Here is a 24,370-nt window from a genome sequence, read left to right as displayed (position 1 = left end):
GTGGGAGGGTCATCACCAGCGGCGAACGAGCAAGGTCATCCTCGCCCGAACGGGTTGAACACAATCAATGTCGGTGGTCGCCGATATCGTGCGCAGCATGAAGCTTGTTTCCACCCGCATCATCACCGCCGACGTCCCGAGCCTGGTCGGCTTCTATGAATTGGTGACCGGGGCCGAGGCGGTCTGGGCCAATGAACTGTTCGCGGAGATCCCCACGCCGGTGGGCACTTTGGCGATCGGCAGCGACAAGACCGTGCCCTTGTTCGGGGCGGGTTCCGCCGAGCCGGCGGCCAACCGGAGCACCATCATCGAGTTCATCGTGGATGACGTCGACGCGGAGTACGAACGGCTGCGAAGCCGGTTGGACGAGGTCGTCACCGAGCCCACCACGATGCCGTGGGGTAACCGGTCGCTGTTGTTCCGCGATCCCGACGGCAACCTCGTCAACCTCTTCACGCCCGGTGAGAGACGATGCCAAGGCCAAATTCGGGGCGTAGTAGCTGATATGCGGCATAGCATCTGCTGGTGAGCTTCGTCGTCTCGCCGGACGCGTACGGCCGCTACATGGGCCGATACGCCGAGCCGCTCGCGGACGTCTTCGCCGCCTTCGCCGGGATCACGGCCGGAGCGAAGGTGCTCGACGTCGGCAGCGGACCCGGCGCGCTGACAGCGCGGCTGCTGGCGACGGGCGCCGAGGTTGCGGCCATCGATCCGTCGCCGCCGTTCGTCGATGCGATCCAGGCGCGGTTCCCCGGGCTCGACGCCCGCCTCGGGACCGCTGAGGAACTGCCTTACGACACTGCGACTTTCGACGCCGCGCTCGCCCAACTGGTGGTGCATTTCATGACCGATCCCGTCGCCGGCATCGGGCAGATGGCGCGGATGACCCGGCCCGGGGGCGTCGTCGCGGCGTGCGCGTGGGACGGCCCGACGGGTGCGCTGGCACCGTTCTGGGACGCCGTCCACGTGATCGACCCCGACGCACAGGACGAGGCGTTGCTATCTGGCGCGCACAGAGGCCACCTCACCGAGATCTTCGACGCCGCCGGGCTACGCAACGTGACAGAGGATGCCATCGCCATCGACGTGCTGCACCCGAGCTTCGAGGAGTGGTGGGAGCCGTACACGTTCGGTGTCGGACCGGCCGGGGACTACGTCCAGCGCCTCGATGACGAGAGGCGCGGCATGCTGAAAACCGTTGCGCGCGAACGTCTTGGCGACGGACCGTTCACCGTGACGGCCACGGCGTGGGCGGCGCGCGGCACCGTCTGATCCCGTCACGAAATGCCGAGTGTCGCGGCGACCAGATGCCAGAGCCGTTCGGCGGCAAGATCGGGATCGGCACGCGGTGTGGCCCGGAGCTGTTGGGCGATGCTGTGCCGCAGTCCGCCGATGACGAACGCCCCGGCGCTGTCCGCGTCGATGTCGTCGGGCAAGTCACCGTCGTGCTGCCCGCGGCGGATGTTGTCGGCCGCTGCCTCGCTCATCGTCTGCAGATGAACCGCTTCGAGTTCGGCGAGTTCGGGGTCCAGCGTCGCGCGGCCGAGCAGGATCGGCGCCAGCTCATCGTCGAAGTGGTAGACGACGAAACGGCGGGTGCGCTCGCGCTCCCGGACTCCCCAGTCGGCGTCGACGGGTAGGTGCACGTCGGCGATGGCATGGCGCAGCCCGTGATAGAAGTCGTCGTAAACCGCTGCGAGAAGCCCACTTTTGGAACCGAAGTGGTGATAGAGGGCGCCGGTGCTGAGCTGCGCCCGGCGGGTCAGTGCGCTCAGTTCGAGCACGCCGTTGCCGCGCACCAGTTCGTCGCGCGCGGCGGTCAGAAGTTGTTGACGTCCGATCGGGGCACGTGCCATAGTCCAAAACATAACAGAACTTGGTTATGTTTCGGCGGGAGTGGAGCAATGAGCACTGAAGTGTCATCGCTGGCGGACTTGAGCGGCGACCTGGCCGGCACCTATCGCCGGACCGAAAGCAGCGGCGCGACCGTCGACCCCGCGATCGTCGATGCCGATCTCGCCACGATGACGCGCGACGGCTACGTGATCCTGCCCGATCTGCTCAGTGCGACCCAGCTGGACGAGATCCGCGCCGCCGTGACGCCGATGCTGGATCGACACGGCCGCAACGGTTTTGAGGGACGGTCCACCCAGCGCATCTACAGCGTGCTCAACAAGACCGCGGCGTGCGACGTCATCGCCGACCACCCGCGCGTGCTCGCGCTGCTGGACCGGATGTTCCTGCCGAACTATCTGCTGTCGATGCTCCAGGTGATCAACATCCTGCCGGGGGAGCAGGCACAGATGCTGCACACCGACGACGGTTTCTACCCGCTGCCGCGGCCCCGCGCCGCGCTGGGTGCGGCGACCATCTGGGCCATCGACGATTTCACCGCCGACAACGGCGCCACCGATGTGGTGCCCGGCAGCCAATTGTGGGGCGACCGGTTGCCCGGCGACGACGTCGAGCGCAAGCCCGTCGTGATGAGCGCCGGGTCGTGCGTGTTCTTTCCCGGCACGCTGTGGCACGGCGGCGGCGCCAACCGCACCGACCGGCCGCGGCTGGCCGTCACTGCCCAATACTGCGAGCCATGGCTGCGGCCGCAGGAGGCCTTCACGCTGTCGATGACCCGCGACACCGTCCGCCGGGTGTCAGAAGACATTCGCCGCATGCTCGGCTACAGCATCCATCCGCCGTTCATCGGTCAGGTCGATGGCATGCACCCGAAGCGGCTGCTGGATATCGCCGGCGATCAGGCGGATCAGTACGGCACGTCGGTAGCGCCGGCGGACGTGTCCTTCTCGTCGTGATTCGACTCGTGGAACCCGAAGTCGTACGGGTTCGGGCCCTGCTGCGGCAGGTCGAATTCGTCGCCGCCGTAGGGCACATCGGGGTCCGGGTCGGCGCCGGCTGTCGGGGCAAGGCTGATCGCGCCGCCGATCGCGGCAGCGGCAATCCACGGTGCTACGAGCGCAATTTTCATTCGCATGACGTCTCCTGCCGGCCTGCCGGTTACTGGGAATTTGCGCACAAATGCTAGTCCGGCCTTGACTGCACTGACGGCGATTGAAATTATTCGCGGTTTTCGGGCTGCAGGTCAGGCGAGGATTTCGATCTCGGCGCCCAGGTGATATCCCGGCGTCAATGACAACGAATCGCCGCTCCAGAACGAGCCCGGGTCGAAATAGTTCTCGCGTTTCTCGGTGACCAGCAGCCCCATTTCCTCGTAGGTGATCGCCACCGTCTCGGCGCAGTACGCGGTCTCGAGCCCGGCTGTCCGCCGGCGGTTCTTGTCCCGCTCGGCGGATTCGCGAACCTTGCGATGTACCAACGGAATTCCGCGCGTGTAGTCGCTGATCACCGGCGCCCGCCCGCGGAACCACCGGCCCGTCAGCCGCGCCGTGGTGGGGAACGCGGTGCCGTCCATGCGGGCCACCACTTTCAGCGCCAGGTCCTCCTGCTCGCGGGTGGCGAACGGCGTCAGTTGCCGCAGCCAGCACCGCTGCCCGTACACGTACACCCACCGTTCGACGGCGGCGCGCAGATCATTGAGCTGCACGCCGCGGTGATGGCTGCCGCTCCACAGGCATTCGAGTTTGTCGCCGAGTTCGGCGTGCCAGATCAGCGGCGGCAGGTCGTCGATGGCGACCGTCATGCCGACGTGGTTCACAGGGGCGTTGGTGAGCGTCTGGATGGCGCGGTCGGGCTTGGAAGCCCCACGGAACAACCAGATGTCGCCGGTCCGGGTTTCGGCCAGTGCCCGCTCCAAAGTCACCGCGTTACCAGTCATCTGGGCAGCTTAGACATTCCCCGGCGCTTCGCCCGGTCATAATCACTGCATGCGTGGCGTGTGGAAGTGGGTTGGCCTGGCCGGTGTCGCGGGAGTGGTCGCCGGTGGCGTGTTGGTCGCGCGTGATCAGCGCAAGCGCGAGTCATACACGGCCGACGATATTCGCGCCCGGCTGCATCAGCGGCTGGCCGAATCCGGCGGGAGCCAGCCCACGGCATAGAGCCGGTGGTCGCCGGCGAAGCCCTTCAGCTCCGCCACCCGGCCGCCGTCGAACGTGATGTCGGCGCAGGAAGCCGAGGCGGACAAGGCATCTCGCACGGCCTTGCTCACGAGCACCTCGCCGCCGTCGGCCTGGCTCGCCACCCGCGCGGCCATGGCGACGTTGCGGCCGAACAGATCGTCGCCGCGGCGCACCGACTTTCCGGTGTGAATCCCGATGCGGACCCGGACGCCGCCCGGCGCCTTCGCCAATTGCTGCTGCATGTCGATGCTGCAGCGCACGGCCTGCTCGGGCTCGGCGAAGGCGATCATGAACCCGTCGCCCTGGCTCTTCACGACGAGCCCCGACTGCTTCTTGACGCACCGGCCGACCAACTTGTCGTGATGGTCGATCAGCCGCACCCAGGCCCGGTCACCCATGCGCTCGTTGAGGGCCGTGGATCCTTCGATGTCGGAGAACATGATCGCCACGCGGCCGGTCGGTGCGAGCTTGGCCAGGTCCGGCCGCTCCACCTCGGCCCAGCCGGCGAGCTCCTCGATGGACGACCACATCGCACCGCCGAAGCCCTCTTTGTTGATGAGGTTGGCGGTCTGCCACATCGTCTTCACCGCGGCGCGGCCGCCGGCCAGCAGCAGATTGGTGCGGGGTTCGGACGGCGCGCGCAGTTCCTCGATCTCCCGCCGCGCGGCCCGCAGCCGGGACCGCGTCACCCGCAACACGATGGTCTCGACGACAACCACCACGGCGAGCACACAGATGGCGACCAGCGAGATCGTCGAAACCGTCACCGCTCAAGTATCGAGGCGGCGAGCCGCGATCGGGTCATTGACGGACGAACTGCACCACCGCGTCGGTGAACGCGTCGTTGTCGTCGCCGGCAGCGGTGTGCCCGGCGTCGGACAGCTCGACGAACTGCGCACCCGGCACCTTCTGCAGGAAGTCCTGTACGCCTTCGGTGCTCACCACGTCGGACAGCTTGCCGCGGATCAGCAGGATCGGGATCTCGAGGCTGATCGCCGCATGCTCGAGCATCTCGGCGCGCTCGAACGGGTCGTCGCCGGGCGCGGTGAGGAAGGCCGGGTCCCAGTGCCAGAACCACTTGCCGTCGCGCAGGCGCAGGTTCTTCTTGAGGCCTTCCACGCTGCGTGGCCGCGTGCGGTGCGGCAGGTAGGCGGCGACGGCGTCGGCGGCCTCTTCGAGTGAGGCGAACCCGTCGATGCCGCTGAACATGAAGTCGCGGATTCGGGCGCTGCCGCTCTTCTCGAAGCGCGGCACGACGTCCACCAGGACCAGTTTGGTGACCAGTTCCGGTCCGGCTTCATGCGCGACCGGCAGGCTGGTCAGACCGCCCATGCTGGCGCCGATCAGCGCCACCGGCCGGCCGATCTGATAGATCACCTGCAGGGTGTCGCCGGTCAGGGTCTCGAGTGAGTAGTTCGCAGTGGGCGAGCGGTCGCTGTCGCCGTGCCCGCGGCTGTCGAGCGCGATGACGTGGAAGCCGGCGTTCGCGAGAATCTGGCCGGTGTTCTTCCAGGAATGCCGGTTCTGCCCGCCACCGTGCAGCATCAGGATCGTGGGCTTGTCCGCGGCGGCTTCCGCGTCGCGGTTCCACTCGTCGGCGACCAGGGTCAGTTCGTCGATACCGCGGAATCGCACCGTCTGTGGATTGCTGCCGCCATCGGCCGGGGAAGTGCGTTCGTCGGTGCTCACTGGAATCCTCTCGTCACTTCTCCTGCACGTTACCGAGCTGTGCTAACTGAACCGAACATGACCCTGGTCACCCGGCGGTCTCTAGACTCGGCCGAGGTGTCGCCGTCCGGCCGGGCGTGCGGCGAGAGGAAGGCATATGGCTGACGAGCACGGGCGGCACAGGAATCCCGACGAGGTCGACGACGACGATGCGAGCGCCCCGGACGAGACGCCGGATGCCGACGACGACAAACCGGCCATCTCCGACGAGGAAGCCCTCGCGTTCCTGAAACACCCTGCGCCCCAACGGGGTAAGCAGGTGATTGCGGCTCTGGTCGTGGGCGTGCTGGTGGTGGGCGCATTGGGCGCGCTGGTGGCCTGGCTCGGTCAGCGTGAGCTGCAGTTGCGTCGCGACGACGCCCTGCACGAGATGTACCTGACCGCCGGCAAGCAGGTCGCGGTGAACCTCACGACCATCGACTACCGGCACGTCGACGACGACATCAAGCGGGCGTTGGACACCTCGACCGGCGCCTATTTCGACGACTTCAAACAGCGTTCGACGGCGGTCGTGGACTCGGTGAAACAGCAGCAGTCGGCATCGGTCGGCACCGTCACCGAGGCCGGCGTGGAGTCGGCGAACGACACCAGTGGCGTGGTCCTCGTGGCGGTGAAGGTGCACACCGAGGTCGGCAACGGGCCGCCGCAACGCGACCGCTACTGGCGCGTGCGGCTGACGATGCAGAAGGTGGGCGACAGCGCCAAGGTCTCGAAGGTGGAGCCGATCCAATGAGCAAGCACGGGATGGATGAACCCGACGAGCCGGATGCGGCTGAACTCGAGGCGACCGAGCCGGAGCAGGATGCGGCCGAGTCGGTCGAGGCCGAGCCGGCGCCCAATGATGTTGTGCCACACGTGAAGCCGCGCAAGACCGGCGGCATCGAGTGGGCACGGGTGACGGCGTATCGGGTCCTGCCGGCGCTGGCACTGTTGCTCGCGGCCGCCGCGGGCGGGCTGTGGTACCTGACGGCGCGGCACGGCAATGAGGCCGACCAGGCCGCCGTGATCAAGGTGGCCACCGATGGCACCGTCGCCCTGCTGTCGTACGAGCCGGACACGGTCCGTCAACAACTGACCGACGCGCGCAAGCTGCTCACGACACCGTTCCTCGATGAGTACACGACGCTGACCAAGTCGGTGATCCCCGGCGCCGAGCAGCGGCGCATCTCGGCGGCGACGTCGGTGCCGGCCGCGGCCGCGGTGTCGGTCGAGGAGAACCACGCCGTGGTGCTGGTGTTCGTCAATCAGGTAGTCCGGGTCGGTGACCAGCCGCCGACCAGCACCCCGACCAGCGCGCGGGTCACCCTGGAACGACTGGGGGGCCAGTGGCTGATCGCCAAGTTCGAACCGGTGTGACCGTCGTGATTTGTGCACGATTTTCCGCGGCCGGCGCGGATTTTCGTGCACAAATCCCGGGGTGGTGGACGTGAAGCGGATGGCGGCCGCCGACGCCCAGAGTTTCTGGATGTCGGCGAAAATCCCGAACGACATGTTTCTGGTGTGCGGGTTCGACGGCGTGCCCGCCGACCTGGACGCCGCGCTGGCGGCGGTGCGGCGCAATGTGTCGGCGTGCCCAGAGTTGTTGGTACGCATCGACGATTCGCATTCCTGGCGCTATCCGTCCTGGGTGCGGTGTGATGCCATGCCGATCGTCGTGCACGAACCCGGGGACCCCACCTGGTCCGGGTGCCTGAACGCCGTGTGTGCCCTGGCCGCGAGTGACCAGCTCGACGCGACCGTGCAGGCGTGGCGACTGCACGTCTTCGCCGGCGTCACCGGGATACCGACGACGACGGGCCCCGGCACCGTCGTCGTGGTGCAGATGTCGCACGCCCTCGCCGACGGGCAGCGCGCGACGGCCCTCATGGGGCGCATCTTCGGCCGGGATCAGCCGGTGCCGGCGGTGGTCGAGTCGCGGCTGGGGACGTGGGCGCTGCCGTACCTGGCGTGGCGCGCCAGTGCCGCGCACCGGCAACTCGTGCGGGACACCGAGTCGGGTGCTGTTGCGCCACCGGCGGATTCGTGGCCGGTGCAGCCGACCAACAACGCGCCGGTGGGCCCCGACGCCATGCGGACGGTGGTGCGTCACCGTACTGATCTGCCCGGGCCGACGGTGACGGTCGGGGTGCTGGCGGCCATCTCCGAGGCGCTGGCGGCCGAGCTGGGCGGGGTGACCGCGCTCGGGGCCGAGGTGCCGATGGCCAAGACGGGGGTCCGCCGGGCGTACAACCACTACGGCAACGTCGGCGTGGCCCTGCACCCGGATTTGCCTTTCCACGAGCGGGCGGCCCGGATCGAGTCGGAACTCGCCATGCGGCGGCAGCGGTTCGAGCATCCCGCGGCCGCGGCGAGCGGTGCCGCCACCGCGGCGGTGCCGGCCCGGCTGCTGCGTTGGGGCACTGAGCAATTCGATCCGCACGCGCGGTCGACGACGGCCACCGGCAACACCGTGGTCTCGAGCGTCAACCGCGGCGCGGCCGATCTGACGTTCGGCGAGTGCCCGGTGGTGTTGACCACCGCGTGCCCGGCGTTGTCGCCGATGATGGGCTTGACGCACGGCGTGCACGGCATCGGGGACACCGTCACGATCAGCGTGCACGCGTCCCCGTCGGCCTTACCGGATGTCGATTCGTATGTGGAACGGTTGTCTGCGGTGCTGGACGCCGGGGGCTAAATTCATCGCGTGACTGCTTACGCGTTCTCGATCCTGCTGCTGCGGGTGGTGCTCGGTCTGACGATGGCTGCGCACGGGTACAACAAGTTCTTCGGTGGCGGCCGCATCCCCGGTACTGCCGCCTGGTTCGACAGCATCGGTATGAAGCCCGGCATGCTGCACGCCCGGCTGGCTGCCGGCACCGAAATCCTGGCCGGCCTGGGCCTGGCTGCCGGCTTCCTGACGCCGATCCCCGCCGCGGGGTTCGTGGCGCTGATGGTGGTGGCCGCATGGACCGTGCACCGCGAAAACGGCTTCTTCATCGTGAAATCCGGCTGGGAGTACAACCTGGTGCTGGGCGTCGCGGCCGTGGCGATCGCGGGCACGGGTGCGGGCCGCTACAGCCTGGACTGCCTGCTGTTCCACAACAGCGGCTTCTACCACCTGCTGCACGGCTGGTGTGGGTTGCTGATCGCCGTCGGGCTCGGCCTCGCCGGTGGTATCGGGCAGCTGCTGATCTTCTTCCGGCCGCCCGCGAAGGCCTGAACCCGTCGGTGTCCGGGGCGCTGGTTCTCGAACGTCTGCGCCCTGGCCACGGGATCAACTATGGGGATCTGATTCCGTCAGACTAGAACACGTTCTAGTCTGACGGGTATGGGCTTTCTCACGCAGGACACTCCTGTCATCGACTTCGAGGAGTGGAACAAGGGCACCCGCGCGCAGAAGATCGTCCCCATGGCCCGGCACTGGGCCGAGACGGGCTTCGGCACCCCGGTGGCACTGCACCTGTTCTACGTCGTCAAGATCTGCCTGTACATCCTGGGCGGCTGGCTGATCGCGTTGTCCACCAAGGGGATCGACGGATTCACGAACGTCGCGGCGTGGTGGACCGAGCCGATCGTGTTCGAGAAGGTCGTGCTCTACACGATGCTGTTCGAGGTGATCGGCCTCGGCTGCGGGTTCGGCCCACTGAACAACCGCTTCTTCCCGCCGATGGGCTCGATCCTGTACTGGCTGCGGCCGAAGACCATTCGTCTGCCACCGTGGCCCGGCCGCATCCCGCTGACGCGTGGCGATGCCCGGACCTCCGTTGATGTGCTGCTCTACGGCGCGCTGCTGGCCCTGCTCGTCGTCGCGCTGTGCTCTGACGGCACCGGCCCGGTCTTGCCCGGCGCGACTGTCGGCGTACTCCCGATGTGGCAGATCTGGGCGATCCTGGGCGTCCTCGCCCTGGCCGGTCTGCGCGACAAGGTGATCTTCCTGGCCGCCCGCGGCGAGGTCTACGGCTCGTTCACCGTCGCCTTCCTGTTCGCCGGCTACGGCGTCGACCTGATCATCGCCGCCAAGCTCGTGTGCATGGTGATCTGGCTGGGCGCCGCGACGTCGAAGCTCAACCACCACTTCCCGTTCGTCATCTCCACGATGATGAGCAACAATCCCGTGCTGCGGCCGAAGTTCATCAAGCGCGCGTTCTTCGAACACTTCCCGGACGACCTGCGACCCGGCCGCCCGTCGCGCTTCATGGCGCACTTCAGCACCTTCATCGAGGGCGCGGTGCCGCTGGTGCTCTTCTTCAGTCACGGCGGCTGGCCGACATACATCGCCGCGTTCGTCATGCTGTGCTTCCACTTCGGGATCCTGTCGGCGATCCCGATGGGCGTGCCGCTGGAGTGGAACGTCTTCATGATGTTCTGTGTCGTGACCCTGTTCGTCGGTCACGCCGACATCGGCATCACCGATCTGACGTCGCCGTGGCCGGTGGTGCTGTTCGCGGTCGTCGCGGGCACCGTCGTCATCGGAAACCTGTTCCCGCGCAAGGTGTCTTTCCTGCCCGGCATGCGGTACTACGCCGGCAACTGGGACACGTCGCTGTGGTGCATCAAGCCGTCGGCTTCGGAGAAGATCGAGAAGAACATCGTCGCGATCGCGAGCATGCCCGCGACCCAGATGGAGCGGTACTACGGCAGCCCGGAGAACGCGCAGATGTACCTGTACATGGGCTACGCGTTCCGCGCCTTCAACACGCACGGCCGCGCGCTGTTCACGCTCGCGCACCGCGCGATGGCCGGGCACAACGAGGCCGACTACACGCTGACCGACGGTGAGCGGATCGTCTCGACCGCCATCGGCTGGAACTTCGGCGACGGCCACATGTCGAACGAACAACTCGTCGCGGCGCTGCAGAAGCGCTGCCACTTCGAGCCCGGTGAGGTGCGGATCGTCATGCTCGACGCGCAGCCCATCCACCGGCAGACACAGCAGTACCGCCTGGTCGACGCCGCCACCGGCGAGTTCGAGCGCGGTTACGTGAAGGTGCGCGACATGGTGACCCGCCAGCCGTGGGCCGACGATGTCCCCGTGTACGGCGTCACTAACGCATGACGTCGCGGACCTTGACGTCCTCCATGCCCGCGAACAGCAGGCCGTTGGCGACGTCGAGGTGCTTGCGCCAATGCGCTTCGGCCGCAGCGGCGTTGCCGGAGCGCATGAGCGTCATCAGCCGCCGGTAGGACCGCATCAGGATGTCGTAGTCCGACTTCGACATCGGCCGGTTCTCCCGCATCGCGAAAGCGATGTGGCGGACGGTGATCTCGTGCAGCATGCCGGCGACGATGGCCAGCGTCGCGTTGCCGGACAGCTCGACCATGCGCTGGTGGAAGTCACCGGTGGTCTCGGCCATGCGGCCGGTCTCGTAGCCGGACGGGACGTACTCGGCCAGCATGGTGTCGAGCTCGTCGAACGCCTCGGTGTTGCCCTGCTCGGTCAGCAGCCGTACGACGGTGGGTTCGATGCCGGCGCGGGCGGTGGTCACGTCGGAGATGGTCGCGCCCGACAGCTCCAGCAGCAGGCCCGCCGGGCGCGCGACGATCTCGGGTCCGGGCACGCGGACGCGGGCGCCGGTGCGCGACCCGCGTCGCACCTCGACCAGGCGCTCGGACTCCAGCACGCGCACGGCCTCGCGCAGGGTCGGGCGGCTGACCCCGAAGTGGGCCATCAGCTCGGCCTCGTTGGGGAGGAAGTCGCCTTCCTTGAGCTGGCCGTCGACGACCATGCGGCGCAGGGTGCCGGCCACCAGTTCCGCGGTTTTGGGGGAGCGGATGGGGCCGCTGGCCGAGGATGGCACAGTACGTGGGTCGATCATCGGCGACAACGGCGGAGTCTGCGCCATCTGGGCCCTCCTTGAACCGATTGTCTTGGCCTCCTGTTAGGCAACTCAGTAAACCATGTGAAGGGGCGGCAGCCTGCCATTCAGCCGGCATTCACCGAAACGGCGCTTGCCTACCAACTAGTAGGTTGACCTAGTAAACCTTCTGTTCTATGTTCGCAGATGTGGACGCCTTTACAGGTGTCAATCCCGGGTCGATATTCAACGTTGAAGGAGATGTCCGTGGCTGAAGCAGTCATCGTCGAGGCGGTCCGCTCGCCCATCGGGAAGCGCAACGGCGCCCTGTCGGGTGTCCATCCGGCGGAGCTCTCGGCTCAGGTGCTGAACGCCTTGGTGCAGCGCGCCGGCGTCGACCCGGCGCTGGTCGACGACGTGATCTGGGGCTGCGTCATGCAGGCCGGAGAGCAGGCGCTCGACATCGCCCGCACCGCGGTCCTGACCGCCGGCTGGCCCGAGACCGTTCCTGGCGTCACCGTCGACCGCCAGTGCGGCTCCAGCCAGCAGTCGGTGCACTTCGCGGCCGCCGGTGTGGTCGCCGGCCACTACGACGTCGTCGTCGCCGGCGGTGTCGAATCGATGTCGCGCACGCCGATGGGCTCGTCGCTCGCCAACGGCGGACACCCGTACCCGGAGGCGTTCCGCGCCCGCTACGACGGCCAGTCACCCAACCAGGGCACGGGCGCCGAGATGATGGCCGCGAAGTGGGGCCTGTCGCGCACCCAGCTCGACGAGTTCTCGCTGCGGTCGCACGAAAAGGCCGCTGCCGCACAGGATGCCGGCGCCTTCAAGGACCAGATCGTGGCCATCAAGGACCAGGATGGCAACTTCGTCACCGAAGACGGCGGTATCCGCCGCGGCGGCACCGTCGAGTCCATGGCCGCCATCAAGCCGGCGTTCAAGGAAGACGGTGTCATCCACGCCGGCAACTCCTCTCAGATCTCCGACGGCTCGGCCGCGCTGCTGATCATGTCCGCCGAGAAGGCAAAAGAGCTGGGGCTCAAGCCTCTTGCCCGTCTGCACACCGGTGTCCTGGCCGGCGCCGACCCGGTGATGATGCTGAGCGCCCCGATCCCCGCCACACAGAAGGCGTTGGCGAAGTCCGGCCTGAGCGTCAACGACATCGGTGTGTTCGAGGTCAACGAGGCCTTCGCCCCCGTTCCGATGGCCTGGCTCAAGGACATCGGCGCCGACGAGAACCGCCTGAACCCGAACGGTGGCGCCATCGCCCTCGGCCACCCGCTCGGCGGCTCCGGCGCCCGCATCATGACGACCCTGCTGCACCACATGCGGGACAATGGAATTCAGTATGGTTTCCAGACCATGTGTGAAGGTGGCGGCCAGGCCAACGCGACCATCCTGGAACTGCTGTGACCGCGGTGTCCGCCGAACCCGGAGCCCTCTCCGAACGGCGGGGCAACGTTCTGCTGATCACCATCAACCGGCCCGACGCCCGCAACGCGGTGAACCAGGCCGTGAGCATCGGTGTCGGCGACGCCCTGCAGGCCGCGCAGGACGATCCCGAGATCCGGGCCGTCGTCATCACCGGCTCCGGCGACAAATCCTTCTGTGCCGGTGCGGATCTCAAGGCGCTCTCGCGCGGCGAGAACCTCTTCCACCCCGACCACACGGACTGGGGCTTCGCCGGCTACGTCAGCCACTTCATCGACAAACCCACCATCGCGGCCGTCAACGGCACCGCTCTGGGCGGCGGCACGGAACTGGCGCTGGCCAGCGACCTCGTCATCGCCGAGGAGAGCGCGAAATTCGGCCTGCCGGAAGTGAAGCGGGGACTGATCGCCGGTGCTGGCGGCGTCTTCCGGATCGTCGATCAGCTGCCGCGCAAGGTGGCGCTGGAGCTGCTGTTCACCGGTGAGCCCATGACATCGGCCGATGCCCTGCGCTGGGGCCTGATCAACCAGGTGGTCCCGGACGGCACCGTCGTCGAAGCGGCTTTGGCTCTGGCGGAACGGATCACGTCCAATGCACCATTGGCGGTGCAGGCGAGCAAGCGCGTGGCGTACGGCGCCGACGACGGCGTCGTGACCGCGGAGAAGGACGGCTGGCGGCGCACCAACCGGGAGTTCGTGACCCTGCTGCAGTCCGAGGACGCGAAGGAAGGCCCGCTGGCGTTCGCGCAGAAACGTCAGCCTGTATGGAAAGCCAAGTGACGGAGAAGAAATCGTGAAGCGGACAGTATTCGAAGAGGAGCACGAGGCGCTCCGGGAATCCACCAGGCAGTACATCGAGCGTGAGCTCGTCCCCAATGCCGAGAAGTGGGAACAGGAACGCATGGTCGACCGGTCGGCGTACGTCGCCGCCGGAAAGTACGGCCTGATCGGGTTCAACATGCCCGAGGAGTTCGGCGGCGGCGGGTCGGACGACTTCCGGTTCAACGCCGTCATCGACGAGGAGATCGCCCGCTACGGCGGCCCCGCGCCGGCGCTGAGCCTCCAGAACGACGTCGTCGCACCGTATTTCAAGCACCTCGCCAATGACGAACAGAAGGCGCGGTGGATGCCGGGCATCGCCAGCGGTGAGCTGATCCTCGCCGTCGCGATGACCGAGCCCGGTGCCGGCAGTGACCTGGCGGGCATTCGCACGTCCGCCGTCCGCGACGGCGACGACTGGATCATCAACGGCTCCAAGACCTTCATCTCGGCGGGCATCAACAGCGATCTCGTCGTGACGGTCTGTCGTACCGATCCCGAGGCCGGCCACAAGGGCTTCACGTTGTTCGTCGTCGAACGCGGGATGGAGGGCTTCACCCGCGGCCGCAAACTGGACAAGATGGGCCTGCACTCGCAGGACACCTCGGAACTGCATTTCGAGAACGTGCGGGTCCCCTCGGCCAACATCCTCGGTCAGGAAGGCCGCGGCTTCTACCACCTGATGCAGAACCTGCCGTCGGAGCGGCTCGGCATCGCGATCTCCGCGATCGCCGGTGCGCGCGAATCCTGGCGCCAGACACTGCAATACGCCAAGGACCGCAAGGCCTTCGGCCAGCCGATCGGCAGCTTCCAGCACAACCGTTTCCTGCTGGCGGAGATGGACACCGAACTCGACGTCTGCGAGCGCTACATCGACCGGTGCCTGGAGGGCGTGCTCGACGGCGACCTGTCCGCGGTCGAGGCGGCCAAGGCAAAGTGGTTCTGCACCGAGACCGCCAAGAAGGTCATCGACGGCTGCGTGCAGCTGCACGGTGGCTACGGCTACATGATGGAGTACCGCGTCGCCCGCGACTACTGCGATGCGCGCATCCAGACGATCTTCGGTGGCACCACCGAGATCATGAAGGACATCATCGGCCGCGACCTGGGTCTGTAGTCGGCTCGGCCGACGCGGCCTGTAAGTCCCACAAAGCCAATCGGCGCCCCTGCACAACGTGGTGCAGGGGCGCCGATTTCGTTTGAATCTGTTGGCTACCGCGCGGCCGACGTGGTGGTCGGGGTCGCCGAGGTCGACTCGGCGGCGCTCGGCGCTGCGGAGGTCGACGTCGTGGTGGTGGCCGAGGTCGAGGTGGAGGTCTCGCTACCCGCGGCGGTCACCGGGGCCGGGGCCTCAGCCAGGTCCAGCACGGTGTCGATCACGTAGATGCGGGCGTTGCTCGCCTCGATCGCGCCACACACCAGCTTGGCGGTGTCGTTGACCTTGATGTCGCCACCGTCGCCGGTCACCTTGATCTGGGTGCCCTGCTGCGTCGGACGCTGGCCCTTGACGGTGTCATTGCCCAGCACGCCCAGGAACACGTGGTAGTAGTCCAGGCTCGTCAGCGCGGCCGGGTCGGCCTTCAGGGCCTCCAGCTTGGCCGGGTCCAGCGCCGCGAAGGCTTCGTTGGTCGGCGCGAACACGACGTACGGGCCGTTGTCCAGCACGCTCGTGATGTTCACGGCGGGGTTCAGGCCGCCGGAGATCGCCGAGTTGAAGGTGCTGATCGCCGGAATGGCGGCCAGCGCCTGGCTCACCGGCTTGTTGACCAACGTCTTCAGGTCGGGCATGCCGGCCTTGACCTTGTCGCAGCCGGGGCCCTGGGGGTCCACCGTCTTGTTGGTCGGCGGCGGCAGCGGCGGCGGGTCCGCGTAGGCGGACACTGCCAGCGGCAGCGATGCGGTCAGGGCGGCGACGGCCGCGGTTACGCCCAGAAATCTGCTGGTGCGAGTCTTCATGGTTCGGCTCCTCAGCTGTTCATGACGCGCACCCCGCCCGACCGGGGAGACCCCATCCGGGGCGTGGCGCCCGTCGAATGGTAATGGCTGGCGCTGGGAAACAGCAAAATCAGCTACCGGCGGTCCGGTTTCGTCAGGCGGGGCTGACCTGCACTTTTCGGACGCTGAAGCACAGCAGCGCGGCGACCGCGCACAAGCCTGCCGCGAGTTGAAAGGCCAGGTCATAGTTACCTTGCAGATCGCGGAGCCAGCCGGCGGCGGCCGCGGCGATCGCGGCGCCGACCTGATGCGCGGCAAACACCCAGCCGAACACCACCGGGGACCGATCACCGAAGTAGTCGCGGCACAGCGCGATCGTGGGCGGCACCGTGGCAACCCAGTCCAGGCCGTAGAAGACGATGAACACCCAGGTGCCCGGGTCGGCGTGCGCGGAAAGCAGCGAAGGCAGCAGCATCAGCGAAATCCCGCGTCCGACGTAATACACAGTGAGCAGGAGCCGCGGATCGACCCGGTCGGTGAGCCAGCCCGAACAGACCGTGCCCGCCACGTCGAGAACGCCGATCGTGGCCAGCAGCCCCGCGGCGACCGTCGTCGGCATGCCGTGGTCGCCTGCGGCAGGGATGAAGTGGGTGCCGATCAATCCGTTGGTGGTCATACCGCAGATCGCGAAGCTGCCCGCGAGGAGCCAGAACACGGGCACCCGCGCGCCGACGACGAGCCCGTCGAGCGCGGACCGGAAGCCGTTGGTCGGCGCCGCCGTCGGCGCAGGAGGATGGTGGCGCATGACGATGAGGACGGGTGCGACGACCGCGAACGCGGCCGCGGCGACGATGAGGCAGGCCCAGCGCCAGCCGTGACGGGTCGCGACCTCGGCGACCAGGGGCAGGAAGATGAGTTGCCCGGTGGCGCTGGCTGCGGTCAGCACGCCGGTCACCAGGCCGCGGCGTTCGTCGAACCAGCGGGTGGCGAGGGTCGCCACGAAGCCCATCGAGATGCAGCCGGTACCGATACCGACCAATACGCCCCAGCACGCCACCAGCTGCCAACCGGACGTCACCCGCACCGACAGCGCCGAACCTGCGGTGATCAGCCCCAGAGCCACCGACAGCACCGGCCGGACGCCGAATCGGTCCATCAGCGCAGCCGCGAACGGAGCGGTGACCCCGAACAGCGTCATGTTGACCGACATCGCGAGGCCGACCGTGGCGTGCGACCAACCGAACTCATGGTGCAGCGGGGTCATCAGCACGCCGGGGACCGCCCGGAAGCCGGCGGCGGCCAGGATCGCCAGGAAACTGACGGCGGCCACCGCCCATGCGGCGCGAGTCGGCGCAGTCGTCGAGGTGAGCGTCACCGCCCCACTCTGGCCGGTGCGCCACGGCCAGGCCAGTGGCAGAACCGACACGAATCGCACAGATTGCGCCACGCTCCGGGCCGCGGTGGCGCGCGACCTAAACTCTGCCGCATGTCAGGACCGTTGATTCTTCCCATCCAGGGCCACGCCCCGCAGCTGCACGACGAGTCGTGGGTCGCGCCGACCGCATCGGTGCTCGGCCAGGTGACGCTCGCCGCGCGGGCCAGCATCTGGTACGGCACCACGCTGCGCGCCGAGTTCGAGCCCATCGAGATCGGTGAGGGCTCCAACATCCAGGACGGCTGCACGGTGCACGTCGACCCGGGCTTCCCGGTGAAGGTCGGCGCCGGCGTCAGCGTCGGGCACAACGCGGTCCTGCACGGCTGCACGGTGGAGGACGGCGCCCTGGTGGGCATGGGGGCCATCGTCCTCAACGGCGCGGTGATCGGCGCCGGCTCCCTGGTCGCGGCCGGAACCGTTGTGCCGCAAGGTTTCGTGGTGCCGCCGGGGACCATGATCGCCGGTGTGCCGGGCAAGATCCGCCGCGAGCTGACCGAAGACGAGATCAACCACAACCGCATCAACGGCCAGGTTTACGAGCACCTGCTCACGCTGCACCGCGGCTAGTTCGACCAGGGATTTGTGCACGATTTTCCGCGCCCGGCGCGGAAAATCGTGCACAAATCACAGGGGGTGGGCCAGTTCGTCGGCGCGCATCCTGGCCACGCCCCAGGCGATGGCCGTCAGCACCAACGGCACCACGCCGGATACCACGAAAATCCATTGCATCGGAGCGATTTTCGACAGCGGGCCGACGATCGCGTAGGACACCGGCAGGAACACGAGCGAGACGAAGAAGTCCAGGCTCGAGACCCGGCCCAGCATCTCGGTCGGTACCCGCATCTGCAGCAGCGTTCCCCAGATCACCATGCTGGCGCCCTCACCGATGCCGACGAGGAACGTCGCGGCGAGCATGACCGGGAACGACCACGTGCTGCCGACGACGACGAGTGGCAGCGCGCCGAGGCCCCAGATCACCATCATCGCGGTCAGGTAGTGCCGCGGCATCCGCGCGGCGGAAACCGCAAGTGCGCCAACGGCGCTGCCGATACCGAACCCGGCCATGATGAACCCGTAGGCGCGCGGGCCGTCTTCGAAGCGTCGTTCGGCGATGAACGGCACCAGCACCTCGATGGGTCCCAGCACCACCAGCACGTAGACGCTGGCGACCAGCAGGGTCCACAGCAGCCACGGGGTGCGGGTCATGAACCGGAAACCGTCACGCAGATCGTGCAGGACGTGCTTGTGCTCGACCGGTTCCGCGTCGGCCCGGACGGTGCTCGGCCGGGTGGCCACCAGCAGCACCAGGCCCACGGCGAACAACACCGCGACCGTGGTCGCACCGATACTCGGGAACGTCAGCCCGACCAGGACGCCGGCGGCGGCCGGGCCGATCGCCTGCTGCAGCACCGGGCGCACCACGCCCTCAATGCCGTTGGCCGCCAACAGTTGTTCGGCAGGCAGGATGCGGGGGAGCAGCGCGCTGTAGGCCGGGAAGAAGAAGGCCGCGGCGATGCCGAGGCAGGTCGCCGCCACCGCCATGTGCCAAATGCGCAGCGCCCCAGTTGAACTGAGGACAGCGACGGCCGTCACCGCGGCGAGGTTGACGGTCTCGACGGTGATGATGATGTTTCGTCGGTTCAGCCGGTCGGCCGCGATGCCACCGACCAACACGAAGCACACCAGGCCGGTACCCAGGCAGGTCGCCACCAGAGACAGCGCGGCCGGATCGTTGTCCAACGCGATGACCTGCAGCGCGGCCACGACCGTCCACATGCCCTCGGCGAAGATGGACAGCGAGACGGCCGCGATGAGCAGGCGGTATTCGCGGAAACGTAAGGGCGCGAACACCCGCCAGCGGTCAGTGGTCCGCGGTTCTGGCGTTTCGACGTCGAACTGGGAACTCACCAGTCCATCGTCCCGCGCCCGTCAAGCGATTTTGGCCGTACGTCGGTATGAGCCATTGCCGCGAATGTGCAACCAGATCACCGGATCCGCGAAATCGACGCCCTGGTTGCACACTCGCGAACCCGCCGAAACGCATGACTCCGCGACTGTGCAACCAGAGCGCGTCAACCGCGGATCTGGTGATCTGTGCGCACGCTCGTGGTGTGGACCCGTTCGCTACACGTCGGTGTAAACCGGCAGCCGGCGCTCCTGGAAGGAGGCCACGCCCTCGCGGAAGTCCGCGGCGTTCAAAAGCTGGATCTGCCCGGCGGTTTCGCGGGCGAACGTGTTGTTCAGCTCGGTCAGGCTGGCGTCGTTGATGGCCTGCTTGGTCTTGCGCAGGGCCACGGCCGGGCCGGACTTGAGCGCCATGAGAACCCGGTCGACCTCGGCGTCGAGCTCGTCGGCCGCGTGCACCGAGCTCACCAGCCCGGCGGCGAGCGCCTCGGACGCGGGCAGCTTCTCGGCCAGCAGCGCCATCCGCATGGCCCGGGCGCGGCCGATCGACGCGGCGACCAGAGCCGAGGCACCGCCGTCGGGCATCAGGCCGATCTTGGTGAACGCCAACAGAAACGACGACTTCTCGGACGCCAGGACGATGTCGCACCCGAGAGCGAGGGACACCCCGACACCGGCGGCGACGCCGTGCACCACCGCGACCGCGGGCTTGGGCAGGTTCACCAGCGCCGCGACGGCCCGGTTGGCCGCGTTCAGCACCGCGGCGGCATCGAATTTCTTGGCCTCCTGGTCCTCGGGGCTCAGGCCCGCGCCGGAGCAGAAGCCACGGCCCGCACCGCCCAGCCGGACCACCTTGACCGCCGGATCGGTCGCGGCCTGGAGCACCGCATCGCCGAGGAGTTCGAGCATTTCCAGCGACAGCGAGTTCAGCGTGTCCGGCCGGTTGAGCGTCACGGACAACACGCCGTCTTCCAGTGAGACCGTCAGATCGTCGGATCCGGTGTAAGTCATTCAGTACCCCAGTTTCATGGGCGGGCCTGATGCCCGCACTAGACAGACTTCGTTATACAAGTAAGCTATGTCGCGGTCAATAGAACTGGGGCTCAAACCGATCGACCAAGAGGTGCATTTAGATGGCTGGACCATTGCAGGGACTGCGCGTTGTCGAGTTGGCCGGCATCGGCCCCGGACCGCACGCGGCGATGATCCTCGGTGACCTGGGCGCCGACGTGGTGCGCGTGGAACGCCCGAGCAAGTCCGGCAAGCCCAGCGGCGACTCCATGCTGCGCAACCGCCGCTCCGTCACCGCCGACCTGAAGAGCGACGAAGGACGCGAACTGGTCCTGAGCCTGATCAAGAAGGCCGACGTCCTCATCGAAGGCTTCCGCCCGGGTGTCACCGAGCGGCTGGGCCTGGGCCCCGAAGACTGCGCCAAGCTCAACGAGCGCCTGATCTACGGCCGCATGACGGGGTGGGGCCAGACCGGCCCGCGCGCCCTGCAGGCCGGCCACGACATCAACTACATCTCGCTCAACGGCCTGCTGCACGCCGTCGGCCGCAAGGGCGAGCGCCCGGTGCCGCCGCTCAACCTGGCCGGCGATTTCGGTGGCGGCTCGATGTTCCTGTTGGTCGGCATCCTCTCGGCGCTGTTCGAGCGGCAGACCTCCGGCAAGGGCCAGGTGATCGACGCCGCGATGGTCGACGGCTCCAGCGTGCTCATGCAGATGATGTGGGGCTTCCGCCGCCAGGGCATGTGGAGCGACGAACGCGGCACCAACATGCTCGACACCGGCGCCCCGTACTACGACACATATGAGACCGCCGACGGCAAGTACATGGCCGTCGGGTCCATCGAGCCGCAGTTCTACGCCGAGCTGCTGGCCAAGCTGGAACTCGACCCGGCCACCCTGCCCGGCCAGAACGACGTCGCCCGCTGGCCCGAGCTGCGCGAGATCTTCACCAACGCCTTCAAGGCGCAGACCCGCGACCACTGGGCCAAGGTGTTCACCGGCTCGGACGCCTGCGTCAGCCCCGTCCTGAGCTTCGCCGAGGTCGAGACCGAGCCGCACATCACCGAGCGCGACACGTTCTTCCGGTTCTCGCCCGAGGACGGCGACAACCTCGAGCCGATGCCCGCGCCGCGGTTCTCACGCAGCGTGCCCAGCATCCCGACGCCACCTCGCGTGCCCGGTGCCGACACCGAGTCGGTCCTGCGCGACTGGGCCTGAGGCGCCCCACAGATTTCCGTAACAAGAAGGGAATTGCATCAATGCAGATCAAAGATTCCGTAGCCGTCGTGACCGGTGGTGCGTCGGGCCTGGGCCTGGCGACCACCAAGCGCCTGCTCGATGCCGGCGGCAGCGTCGTCGTCATCGACCTCAAGGGTGAGGACGTCGTCGCCGAGCTGGGGCCGCGCGCCAAGTTCGTCGCCACCGATGTCACCGACGAGGCCGGCGTCGCGGCGGCGCTGGACGCGGCCGAGGAGATGGGCCCGGTCCGCATCAATGTCAACTGTGCGGGCATCGGCAACGCCATCAAGACGCTGAGCAAGAACGGTGCGTTCCCGCTCGACGGTTTTCGCAAGGTGGTCGAGGTCAACCTGATCGGCACCTTCAACGTGATCCGCCTCGCCGCCGAGCGCATCGCCAAGACCGAGCCCGTCGGCGAGGAGCGCGGCGTCATCATCAACACCGCCTCGGTCGCCGCGTTCGACGGCCAGATCGGTCAGGCCGCGTACTCGGCGTCCAAGGGTGGCGTCGTCGGCATGACCCTGCCGATCGCGCGCGACCTGTCGCGTGAGCTGATCCGCGTCTGCACCATCGCCCCGGGTCTGTTCAAGACCCCGCTGCTGGGCTCGCTGCCGGAAGAGGCGCAGAAGTCCCTCGGCCAGCAGGTGCCGCACCCCGCGCGCCTCGGTGACCCCGATGAGTACGGCGCCCTGGCACAGCACATCATCGAGAACCCGATGCTCAATGGTGAGGTCATCCGTCTGGATGGCGCGATCCGGATGGCGCCGCGCTGATGGGAATCCGGACGAAGTTCACCGAGGCCTTCGGTGTCGAGCACCCGATCGCCCAGGGCGGCATGCAGTGGGTCGGTCGCGCGGAACTGGTTGCCGCCGTTGCCAATGCGGGCGGCCTGGGTTTCATCACCGCGCTGACACAGCCGACGCCGGCGGATCTGGCCAACGAGATCGCCAAGACCCGCGACCTGACGGACAAGCCGTTCGGCGTGAACCTGACGATCCTGCCGTCGATCAACCCGCCGCCGTACGACGAGTACCGCAAGGTGATCGTCGACGCCGGCATCAAGATCGTGGAGACGGCCGGTTCCAACCCGGGACCGCACCTGCCGATGTTCCATGACGCCGGCATCAAGGTGCTGCACAAGTGCACCTCGGTGCGCCACGCCGTCAAGGCCCAGAGCCTCGGCGTCGACGGCATCAGCATCGACGGTTTCGAGTGCGCCGGTCACCCCGGTGAGGACGACGTGCCAGGCCTGGTGCTCATCCCGGCCGCGGCCAAGGAGATCGAGATCCCGATGATCGCCTCGGGCGGCTTCGGTGACGCCCGCGGCCTGGTGGCCGCACTGGCGCTCGGCGCGGACGGCATCAACATGGGCACGCGCTTCATGTGCACCGTCGAGTCGTGCATCCACCAGAACGTCAAGGAAGCCATCGTGGCGACCGACGAGCGCGGCACCGAGCTGATCTTCCGCAGCCTGCGCAACACCGCGCGCGTGGCGTCCAACGCCGTCTCGCGTGAGGTGGTGGAAATCCTCAAGGGCGGCGGCCAGTTCGAGGACGTCAAGGATCTGGTGGCCGGTGTGCGGGGCCGCAAGGTGTTCGAGAACGGCGACCTCGACGCCGGCATCTGGACCGCGGGCACCGTCATGGGCCTGATCCACGACATCCCGACGTGCGACGAGCTGATTCACCGCATCGTCGGGGAAGCCGAGGAGATCATCACCGGCCGGCTGGCCCGGATGGTCGGCGCGGGCGAAGCCGAACTCGCCGGCGTCTAGCCGCAATTCATGCGCCGAGGGCCGTGACTCCCACCGGGTCACGGCCCTCACTGCGTTCGGTGGCGGCCGGCGGGGTAGCTTTTGGCCAAAGGCGACCCGCGTTAAGGACTTTGATATGCAGCGCAGCTTGTTCGAGGTAGATCACGACGACTTCCGTGCCTCGGTGCGCGAATTCGTCTCTCGACACATCGAGCCAAATGAAGACAAGTTCATCGAGCAGCGCTACATCGACCGTGAGGTGTGGCTGGAGGCCGGCCGCAACGGGTATCTGGGGCTGGAGGTGCCCGAAGAGTACGGCGGTAGCGCCGCGGGCGATTACCGCTTCAACACCGTTCTGTGCGAAGAGCTTTCGCGGTCCAGTGCCGCCGCGGCGTCGGCGTTCACCATCCATTACGACTGCGCCGCACCATATCTGGTCACGCTGACCACCGAGGAACAGAAGCGGCGGTGGCTGCCGAAGTTCTGCACCGGCGAGATGATCACCGCTATCGGGATGACCGAGCCCTCCGGTGGATCGGACCTGGCCGCGTTGAAGACCACCGCGGTCAAGGACGGGTCCAGTTACATCATCAACGGCTCGAAGACGTTCATCACCAACGGGACCCAGGCCGACATGGTGATCGTCGCCTCGAGAACCGCACCCGAAAAGGGCTCCAAGGGCATCACGCTGTTCGCCGTCGAAACGGGCATGCCGGGGTTCACGCGCGGGCGCAAGCTGGACAAGGTGGGCCAGCCCGAAGCGGACACCGCGGAGCTGTTCTTCGAAGACGTCCGGGTCGACGAGTCGGCGATCATCGGTGAGGTCGACCGGGGCTTCATCCACATGATGACGTTGCTGCCCCAGGAGCGGATCAGCGTCGCGGTGGCCAACCTCGCCCACGTCCGGCGGATTCTGGAAGACACCGTCGAATACGCCAAGGAGCGCAAGGCGTTCGGCCAGGCCATCGGCTCCCTGCAGTGGAACAAGTTCCTGCTCGCTGACATGGTCACCAAACTCGATGTGGCGCAGGCCTATGTCGACAACTGTGTGATGGCGCACCTGAGCGGCCAGTTGACCGCCGTCGACGCGGCGAAAGCCAAGTACTGGAGTTCGGTGGTGCAGAACGAAATCCTGGACAACTGCGTCCAGATCCACGGCGGCTACGGCTTCATGAACGAGTACCGGGTCGCGCGGGCTTGGAAGGACGCCCGCGTCACCAAGATCTGGGCGGGCTCGAACGAGATCATGCGCGAGGTCATCGGTCGCGACCTGGGGCTGTAGATGGCTGTCGGGTGAGCCGGGACCCG

The 24,370-nt window shown here is 67.4% G+C and carries 25 protein-coding genes and 1 pseudogene; 16 read left to right on the top strand and 10 right to left on the bottom strand.

Translation table 11 applies throughout. The features are described 5' to 3' along the window. The first annotated feature begins 97 nt into the window (after positions 1-97). Together ACJH6H_RS24925 and ACJH6H_RS24920 are read left to right on the top strand one after the other, a co-directional pair. Positions 98-497, top strand: a pseudogene (locus ACJH6H_RS24925) (VOC family protein). Positions 498-525: 28 nt separating this feature from the next. Further along, entirely contained in the window at positions 526-1,272 is a 747-nt protein-coding gene (locus ACJH6H_RS24920) for a class I SAM-dependent methyltransferase (protein ID WP_064858224.1), read from the top strand. A gap of 5 nt (positions 1,273-1,277) precedes the next feature. Here ACJH6H_RS24920 and ACJH6H_RS24915 read toward each other — a convergent pair whose 3' ends face one another. Next, positions 1,278-1,856 (bottom strand): TetR/AcrR family transcriptional regulator, encoded by a 579-nt coding sequence (locus ACJH6H_RS24915; RefSeq protein ID WP_346415183.1) that lies wholly within the window; start codon positions 1,854-1,856, stop codon positions 1,278-1,280. A 48-nt stretch (positions 1,857-1,904) separates the two neighbouring features. Here ACJH6H_RS24915 and ACJH6H_RS24910 point away from each other — a divergent pair, with 48 nt between their 5' ends. Then, on the top strand, positions 1,905-2,810 hold the full coding sequence (locus ACJH6H_RS24910; protein WP_406776036.1) for a phytanoyl-CoA dioxygenase family protein: 906 nt from the start codon (positions 1,905-1,907) through the stop codon (positions 2,808-2,810). Here ACJH6H_RS24910 and ACJH6H_RS24905 read toward each other — a convergent pair. The 4 genes from ACJH6H_RS24905 to ACJH6H_RS24890 all read right to left on the bottom strand — a co-directional run bounded on the left by ACJH6H_RS24905 (position 2,762) and on the right by ACJH6H_RS24890 (position 5,720). Continuing rightward, positions 2,762-2,989, bottom strand: coding sequence for a hypothetical protein (locus ACJH6H_RS24905; protein WP_346415181.1), 228 nt, complete (start codon positions 2,987-2,989; stop codon positions 2,762-2,764). The two genes, ACJH6H_RS24910 and ACJH6H_RS24905, sit on opposite strands and share 49 nt — an antisense overlap. 108 nt (positions 2,990-3,097) lie before the next feature. Beyond that, the gene (locus ACJH6H_RS24900; RefSeq protein WP_318986265.1) at positions 3,098-3,790 is read right to left on the bottom strand and encodes a guanylate cyclase; all 693 of its coding nucleotides are present in this window, start codon (positions 3,788-3,790) and stop codon (positions 3,098-3,100) included. Positions 3,791-3,967: 177 nt separating this feature from the next. After that, a complete protein-coding gene (locus ACJH6H_RS24895) occupies positions 3,968-4,798 on the bottom strand; it encodes an adenylate/guanylate cyclase domain-containing protein (protein ID WP_318986264.1) in 831 nt (276 codons plus the stop codon). A gap of 34 nt (positions 4,799-4,832) precedes the next feature. After that, on the bottom strand, positions 4,833-5,720 hold the full coding sequence (locus tag ACJH6H_RS24890) for an alpha/beta hydrolase (protein WP_346415180.1): 888 nt from the start codon (positions 5,718-5,720) through the stop codon (positions 4,833-4,835). Positions 5,721-5,856: 136 nt separating this feature from the next. On the opposite strand from ACJH6H_RS24890, the gene ACJH6H_RS24885 reads away from it, so the two are divergent. From ACJH6H_RS24885 to ACJH6H_RS24865, 5 genes are all read left to right on the top strand, one after another. Beyond that, positions 5,857-6,492, top strand: a complete 636-nt coding sequence (locus ACJH6H_RS24885; RefSeq protein ID WP_406776035.1) for an Mce protein — start codon at positions 5,857-5,859, stop codon at positions 6,490-6,492. Next, complete coding sequence (locus tag ACJH6H_RS24880; protein WP_406776034.1) at positions 6,489-7,115, top strand: hypothetical protein; 627 nt, start codon at positions 6,489-6,491, stop codon at positions 7,113-7,115. Before ACJH6H_RS24885 ends, ACJH6H_RS24880 begins: the two co-directional genes overlap by 4 nt. A 79-nt stretch (positions 7,116-7,194) precedes the next feature. Then, positions 7,195-8,433, top strand: coding sequence for a WS/DGAT domain-containing protein (locus ACJH6H_RS24875; protein WP_406776039.1), 1,239 nt, complete (start codon positions 7,195-7,197; stop codon positions 8,431-8,433). Positions 8,434-8,442: 9 nt separating this feature from the next. Further along, entirely contained in the window at positions 8,443-8,958 is a 516-nt protein-coding gene (locus ACJH6H_RS24870; protein ID WP_346415177.1) for a DoxX family protein, read from the top strand. 108 nt (positions 8,959-9,066) lie between these two features. Beyond that, positions 9,067-10,794: a DUF3556 domain-containing protein gene (locus ACJH6H_RS24865; protein WP_406776033.1), complete on the top strand. Its 1,728-nt coding sequence runs from the start codon at positions 9,067-9,069 to the stop codon at positions 10,792-10,794. On the opposite strand, the gene ACJH6H_RS24860 is transcribed toward ACJH6H_RS24865, so the two are convergent. After that, positions 10,784-11,581 (bottom strand): GntR family transcriptional regulator, encoded by a 798-nt coding sequence (locus ACJH6H_RS24860; protein WP_346415175.1) that lies wholly within the window; start codon positions 11,579-11,581, stop codon positions 10,784-10,786. The two genes, ACJH6H_RS24865 and ACJH6H_RS24860, sit on opposite strands and share 11 nt — an antisense overlap. A gap of 219 nt (positions 11,582-11,800) precedes the next feature. Here ACJH6H_RS24860 and ACJH6H_RS24855 point away from each other — a divergent pair, with 219 nt between their 5' ends. From ACJH6H_RS24855 to ACJH6H_RS24845, 3 genes are read left to right on the top strand one after another with little or no spacing between them, the layout of a single operon-like run. Further along, on the top strand, positions 11,801-12,949 hold the full coding sequence (locus ACJH6H_RS24855; protein ID WP_406776032.1) for a thiolase family protein: 1,149 nt from the start codon (positions 11,801-11,803) through the stop codon (positions 12,947-12,949). Beyond that, entirely contained in the window at positions 12,946-13,746 is an 801-nt protein-coding gene (locus ACJH6H_RS24850; RefSeq protein WP_406776031.1) for a crotonase/enoyl-CoA hydratase family protein, read from the top strand. Before ACJH6H_RS24855 ends, ACJH6H_RS24850 begins: the two co-directional genes overlap by 4 nt. Positions 13,747-13,759: 13 nt before the next feature. Beyond that, the gene (locus tag ACJH6H_RS24845; RefSeq protein WP_346415172.1) at positions 13,760-14,902 is read left to right on the top strand and encodes an acyl-CoA dehydrogenase family protein; all 1,143 of its coding nucleotides are present in this window, start codon (positions 13,760-13,762) and stop codon (positions 14,900-14,902) included. 95 nt (positions 14,903-14,997) lie between these two features. Here the strand turns inward: ACJH6H_RS24845 and ACJH6H_RS24840 are convergent, their stop codons facing one another. Both ACJH6H_RS24840 and ACJH6H_RS24835 read right to left on the bottom strand, forming a co-directional pair. Next, a complete protein-coding gene (locus ACJH6H_RS24840; RefSeq protein ID WP_406776030.1) occupies positions 14,998-15,741 on the bottom strand; it encodes a fasciclin domain-containing protein in 744 nt (247 codons plus the stop codon). Positions 15,742-15,874: 133 nt separating this feature from the next. Beyond that, on the bottom strand, positions 15,875-17,095 hold the full coding sequence (locus tag ACJH6H_RS24835; RefSeq protein WP_406776038.1) for an MFS transporter: 1,221 nt from the start codon (positions 17,093-17,095) through the stop codon (positions 15,875-15,877). Between the two features lie 111 nt (positions 17,096-17,206). Between ACJH6H_RS24835 and ACJH6H_RS24830 the strand changes: the two genes are divergently transcribed. Continuing rightward, complete coding sequence (locus ACJH6H_RS24830; RefSeq protein WP_155902415.1) at positions 17,207-17,722, top strand: gamma carbonic anhydrase family protein; 516 nt, start codon at positions 17,207-17,209, stop codon at positions 17,720-17,722. 57 nt (positions 17,723-17,779) lie between these two features. Here ACJH6H_RS24830 and tet(V) read toward each other — a convergent pair whose 3' ends face one another. Both tet(V) and ACJH6H_RS24820 read right to left on the bottom strand, forming a co-directional pair. Beyond that, on the bottom strand, positions 17,780-19,063 hold the full coding sequence (gene tet(V), locus ACJH6H_RS24825) for a tetracycline efflux MFS transporter Tet(V) (RefSeq protein WP_406776029.1): 1,284 nt from the start codon (positions 19,061-19,063) through the stop codon (positions 17,780-17,782). Between the two features lie 216 nt (positions 19,064-19,279). After that, a complete protein-coding gene (locus ACJH6H_RS24820) occupies positions 19,280-20,071 on the bottom strand; it encodes an enoyl-CoA hydratase (RefSeq protein WP_406776028.1) in 792 nt (263 codons plus the stop codon). A 122-nt stretch (positions 20,072-20,193) separates the two neighbouring features. Here ACJH6H_RS24820 and ACJH6H_RS24815 point away from each other — a divergent pair, with 122 nt between their 5' ends. The 4 genes from ACJH6H_RS24815 (at position 20,194) to ACJH6H_RS24800 (ending at position 24,344) form a co-directional block, all read left to right on the top strand. Then, positions 20,194-21,288, top strand: coding sequence for a CaiB/BaiF CoA transferase family protein (locus ACJH6H_RS24815; RefSeq protein WP_406776027.1), 1,095 nt, complete (start codon positions 20,194-20,196; stop codon positions 21,286-21,288). 41 nt (positions 21,289-21,329) lie between these two features. Next, positions 21,330-22,082, top strand: coding sequence for a 3-hydroxyacyl-CoA dehydrogenase (locus ACJH6H_RS24810; protein WP_346415167.1), 753 nt, complete (start codon positions 21,330-21,332; stop codon positions 22,080-22,082). Then, complete coding sequence (locus ACJH6H_RS24805; protein ID WP_406776026.1) at positions 22,082-23,083, top strand: NAD(P)H-dependent flavin oxidoreductase; 1,002 nt, start codon at positions 22,082-22,084, stop codon at positions 23,081-23,083. The genes ACJH6H_RS24810 and ACJH6H_RS24805 overlap by 1 nt, the downstream gene beginning before the upstream one ends. Before the next feature lie 115 nt (positions 23,084-23,198). Continuing rightward, positions 23,199-24,344 (top strand): acyl-CoA dehydrogenase family protein, encoded by a 1,146-nt coding sequence (locus tag ACJH6H_RS24800; protein ID WP_346415165.1) that lies wholly within the window; start codon positions 23,199-23,201, stop codon positions 24,342-24,344. Positions 24,345-24,370 lie beyond the last annotated feature (26 nt).

It is taken from the genome of Mycobacterium sp. SMC-21, assembly GCF_045310825.1.
In the GTDB taxonomy this organism is placed as follows: domain Bacteria; phylum Actinomycetota; class Actinomycetes; order Mycobacteriales; family Mycobacteriaceae; genus Mycobacterium.
The sequence above is the reverse complement of the archived record's forward strand: the minus strand, read 5'-3'. Positions and strand labels throughout refer to the sequence as shown.

Bases quoted from the DNA above. Each gene is read 5' to 3' on its own strand.
- ACJH6H_RS24915 (WP_346415183.1), bottom strand. From the start codon at position 1,856: ATGGCACGTGCCCCGATCGGACGTCAACAACTTCTGACCGCCGCGCGC.
- ACJH6H_RS24910 (WP_406776036.1), top strand. From the start codon at position 1,905: ATGAGCACTGAAGTGTCATCGCTGGCGGACTTGAGCGGCGACCTGGCC.
- ACJH6H_RS24865 (WP_406776033.1), top strand. From the start codon at position 9,067: ATGGGCTTTCTCACGCAGGACACTCCTGTCATCGACTTCGAGGAGTGG.
- ACJH6H_RS24840 (WP_406776030.1), bottom strand. From the start codon at position 15,741: ATGAAGACTCGCACCAGCAGATTTCTGGGCGTAACCGCGGCCGTCGCC.
- ACJH6H_RS24905 (WP_346415181.1), bottom strand. From the start codon at position 2,989: ATGCGAATGAAAATTGCGCTCGTAGCACCGTGGATTGCCGCTGCCGCG.
- ACJH6H_RS24860 (WP_346415175.1), bottom strand. From the start codon at position 11,581: ATGGCGCAGACTCCGCCGTTGTCGCCGATGATCGACCCACGTACTGTG.
- ACJH6H_RS24830 (WP_155902415.1), top strand. From the start codon at position 17,207: ATGTCAGGACCGTTGATTCTTCCCATCCAGGGCCACGCCCCGCAGCTG.
- ACJH6H_RS24880 (WP_406776034.1), top strand. From the start codon at position 6,489: ATGAGCAAGCACGGGATGGATGAACCCGACGAGCCGGATGCGGCTGAA.
- ACJH6H_RS24820 (WP_406776028.1), bottom strand. From the start codon at position 20,071: ATGACTTACACCGGATCCGACGATCTGACGGTCTCACTGGAAGACGGC.
- ACJH6H_RS24885 (WP_406776035.1), top strand. From the start codon at position 5,857: ATGGCTGACGAGCACGGGCGGCACAGGAATCCCGACGAGGTCGACGAC.
- ACJH6H_RS24875 (WP_406776039.1), top strand. From the start codon at position 7,195: ATGGCGGCCGCCGACGCCCAGAGTTTCTGGATGTCGGCGAAAATCCCG.
- ACJH6H_RS24900 (WP_318986265.1), bottom strand. From the start codon at position 3,790: ATGACTGGTAACGCGGTGACTTTGGAGCGGGCACTGGCCGAAACCCGG.
- ACJH6H_RS24805 (WP_406776026.1), top strand. From the start codon at position 22,082: ATGGGAATCCGGACGAAGTTCACCGAGGCCTTCGGTGTCGAGCACCCG.
- ACJH6H_RS24810 (WP_346415167.1), top strand. From the start codon at position 21,330: ATGCAGATCAAAGATTCCGTAGCCGTCGTGACCGGTGGTGCGTCGGGC.
- ACJH6H_RS24815 (WP_406776027.1), top strand. From the start codon at position 20,194: ATGGCTGGACCATTGCAGGGACTGCGCGTTGTCGAGTTGGCCGGCATC.
- ACJH6H_RS24800 (WP_346415165.1), top strand. From the start codon at position 23,199: ATGCAGCGCAGCTTGTTCGAGGTAGATCACGACGACTTCCGTGCCTCG.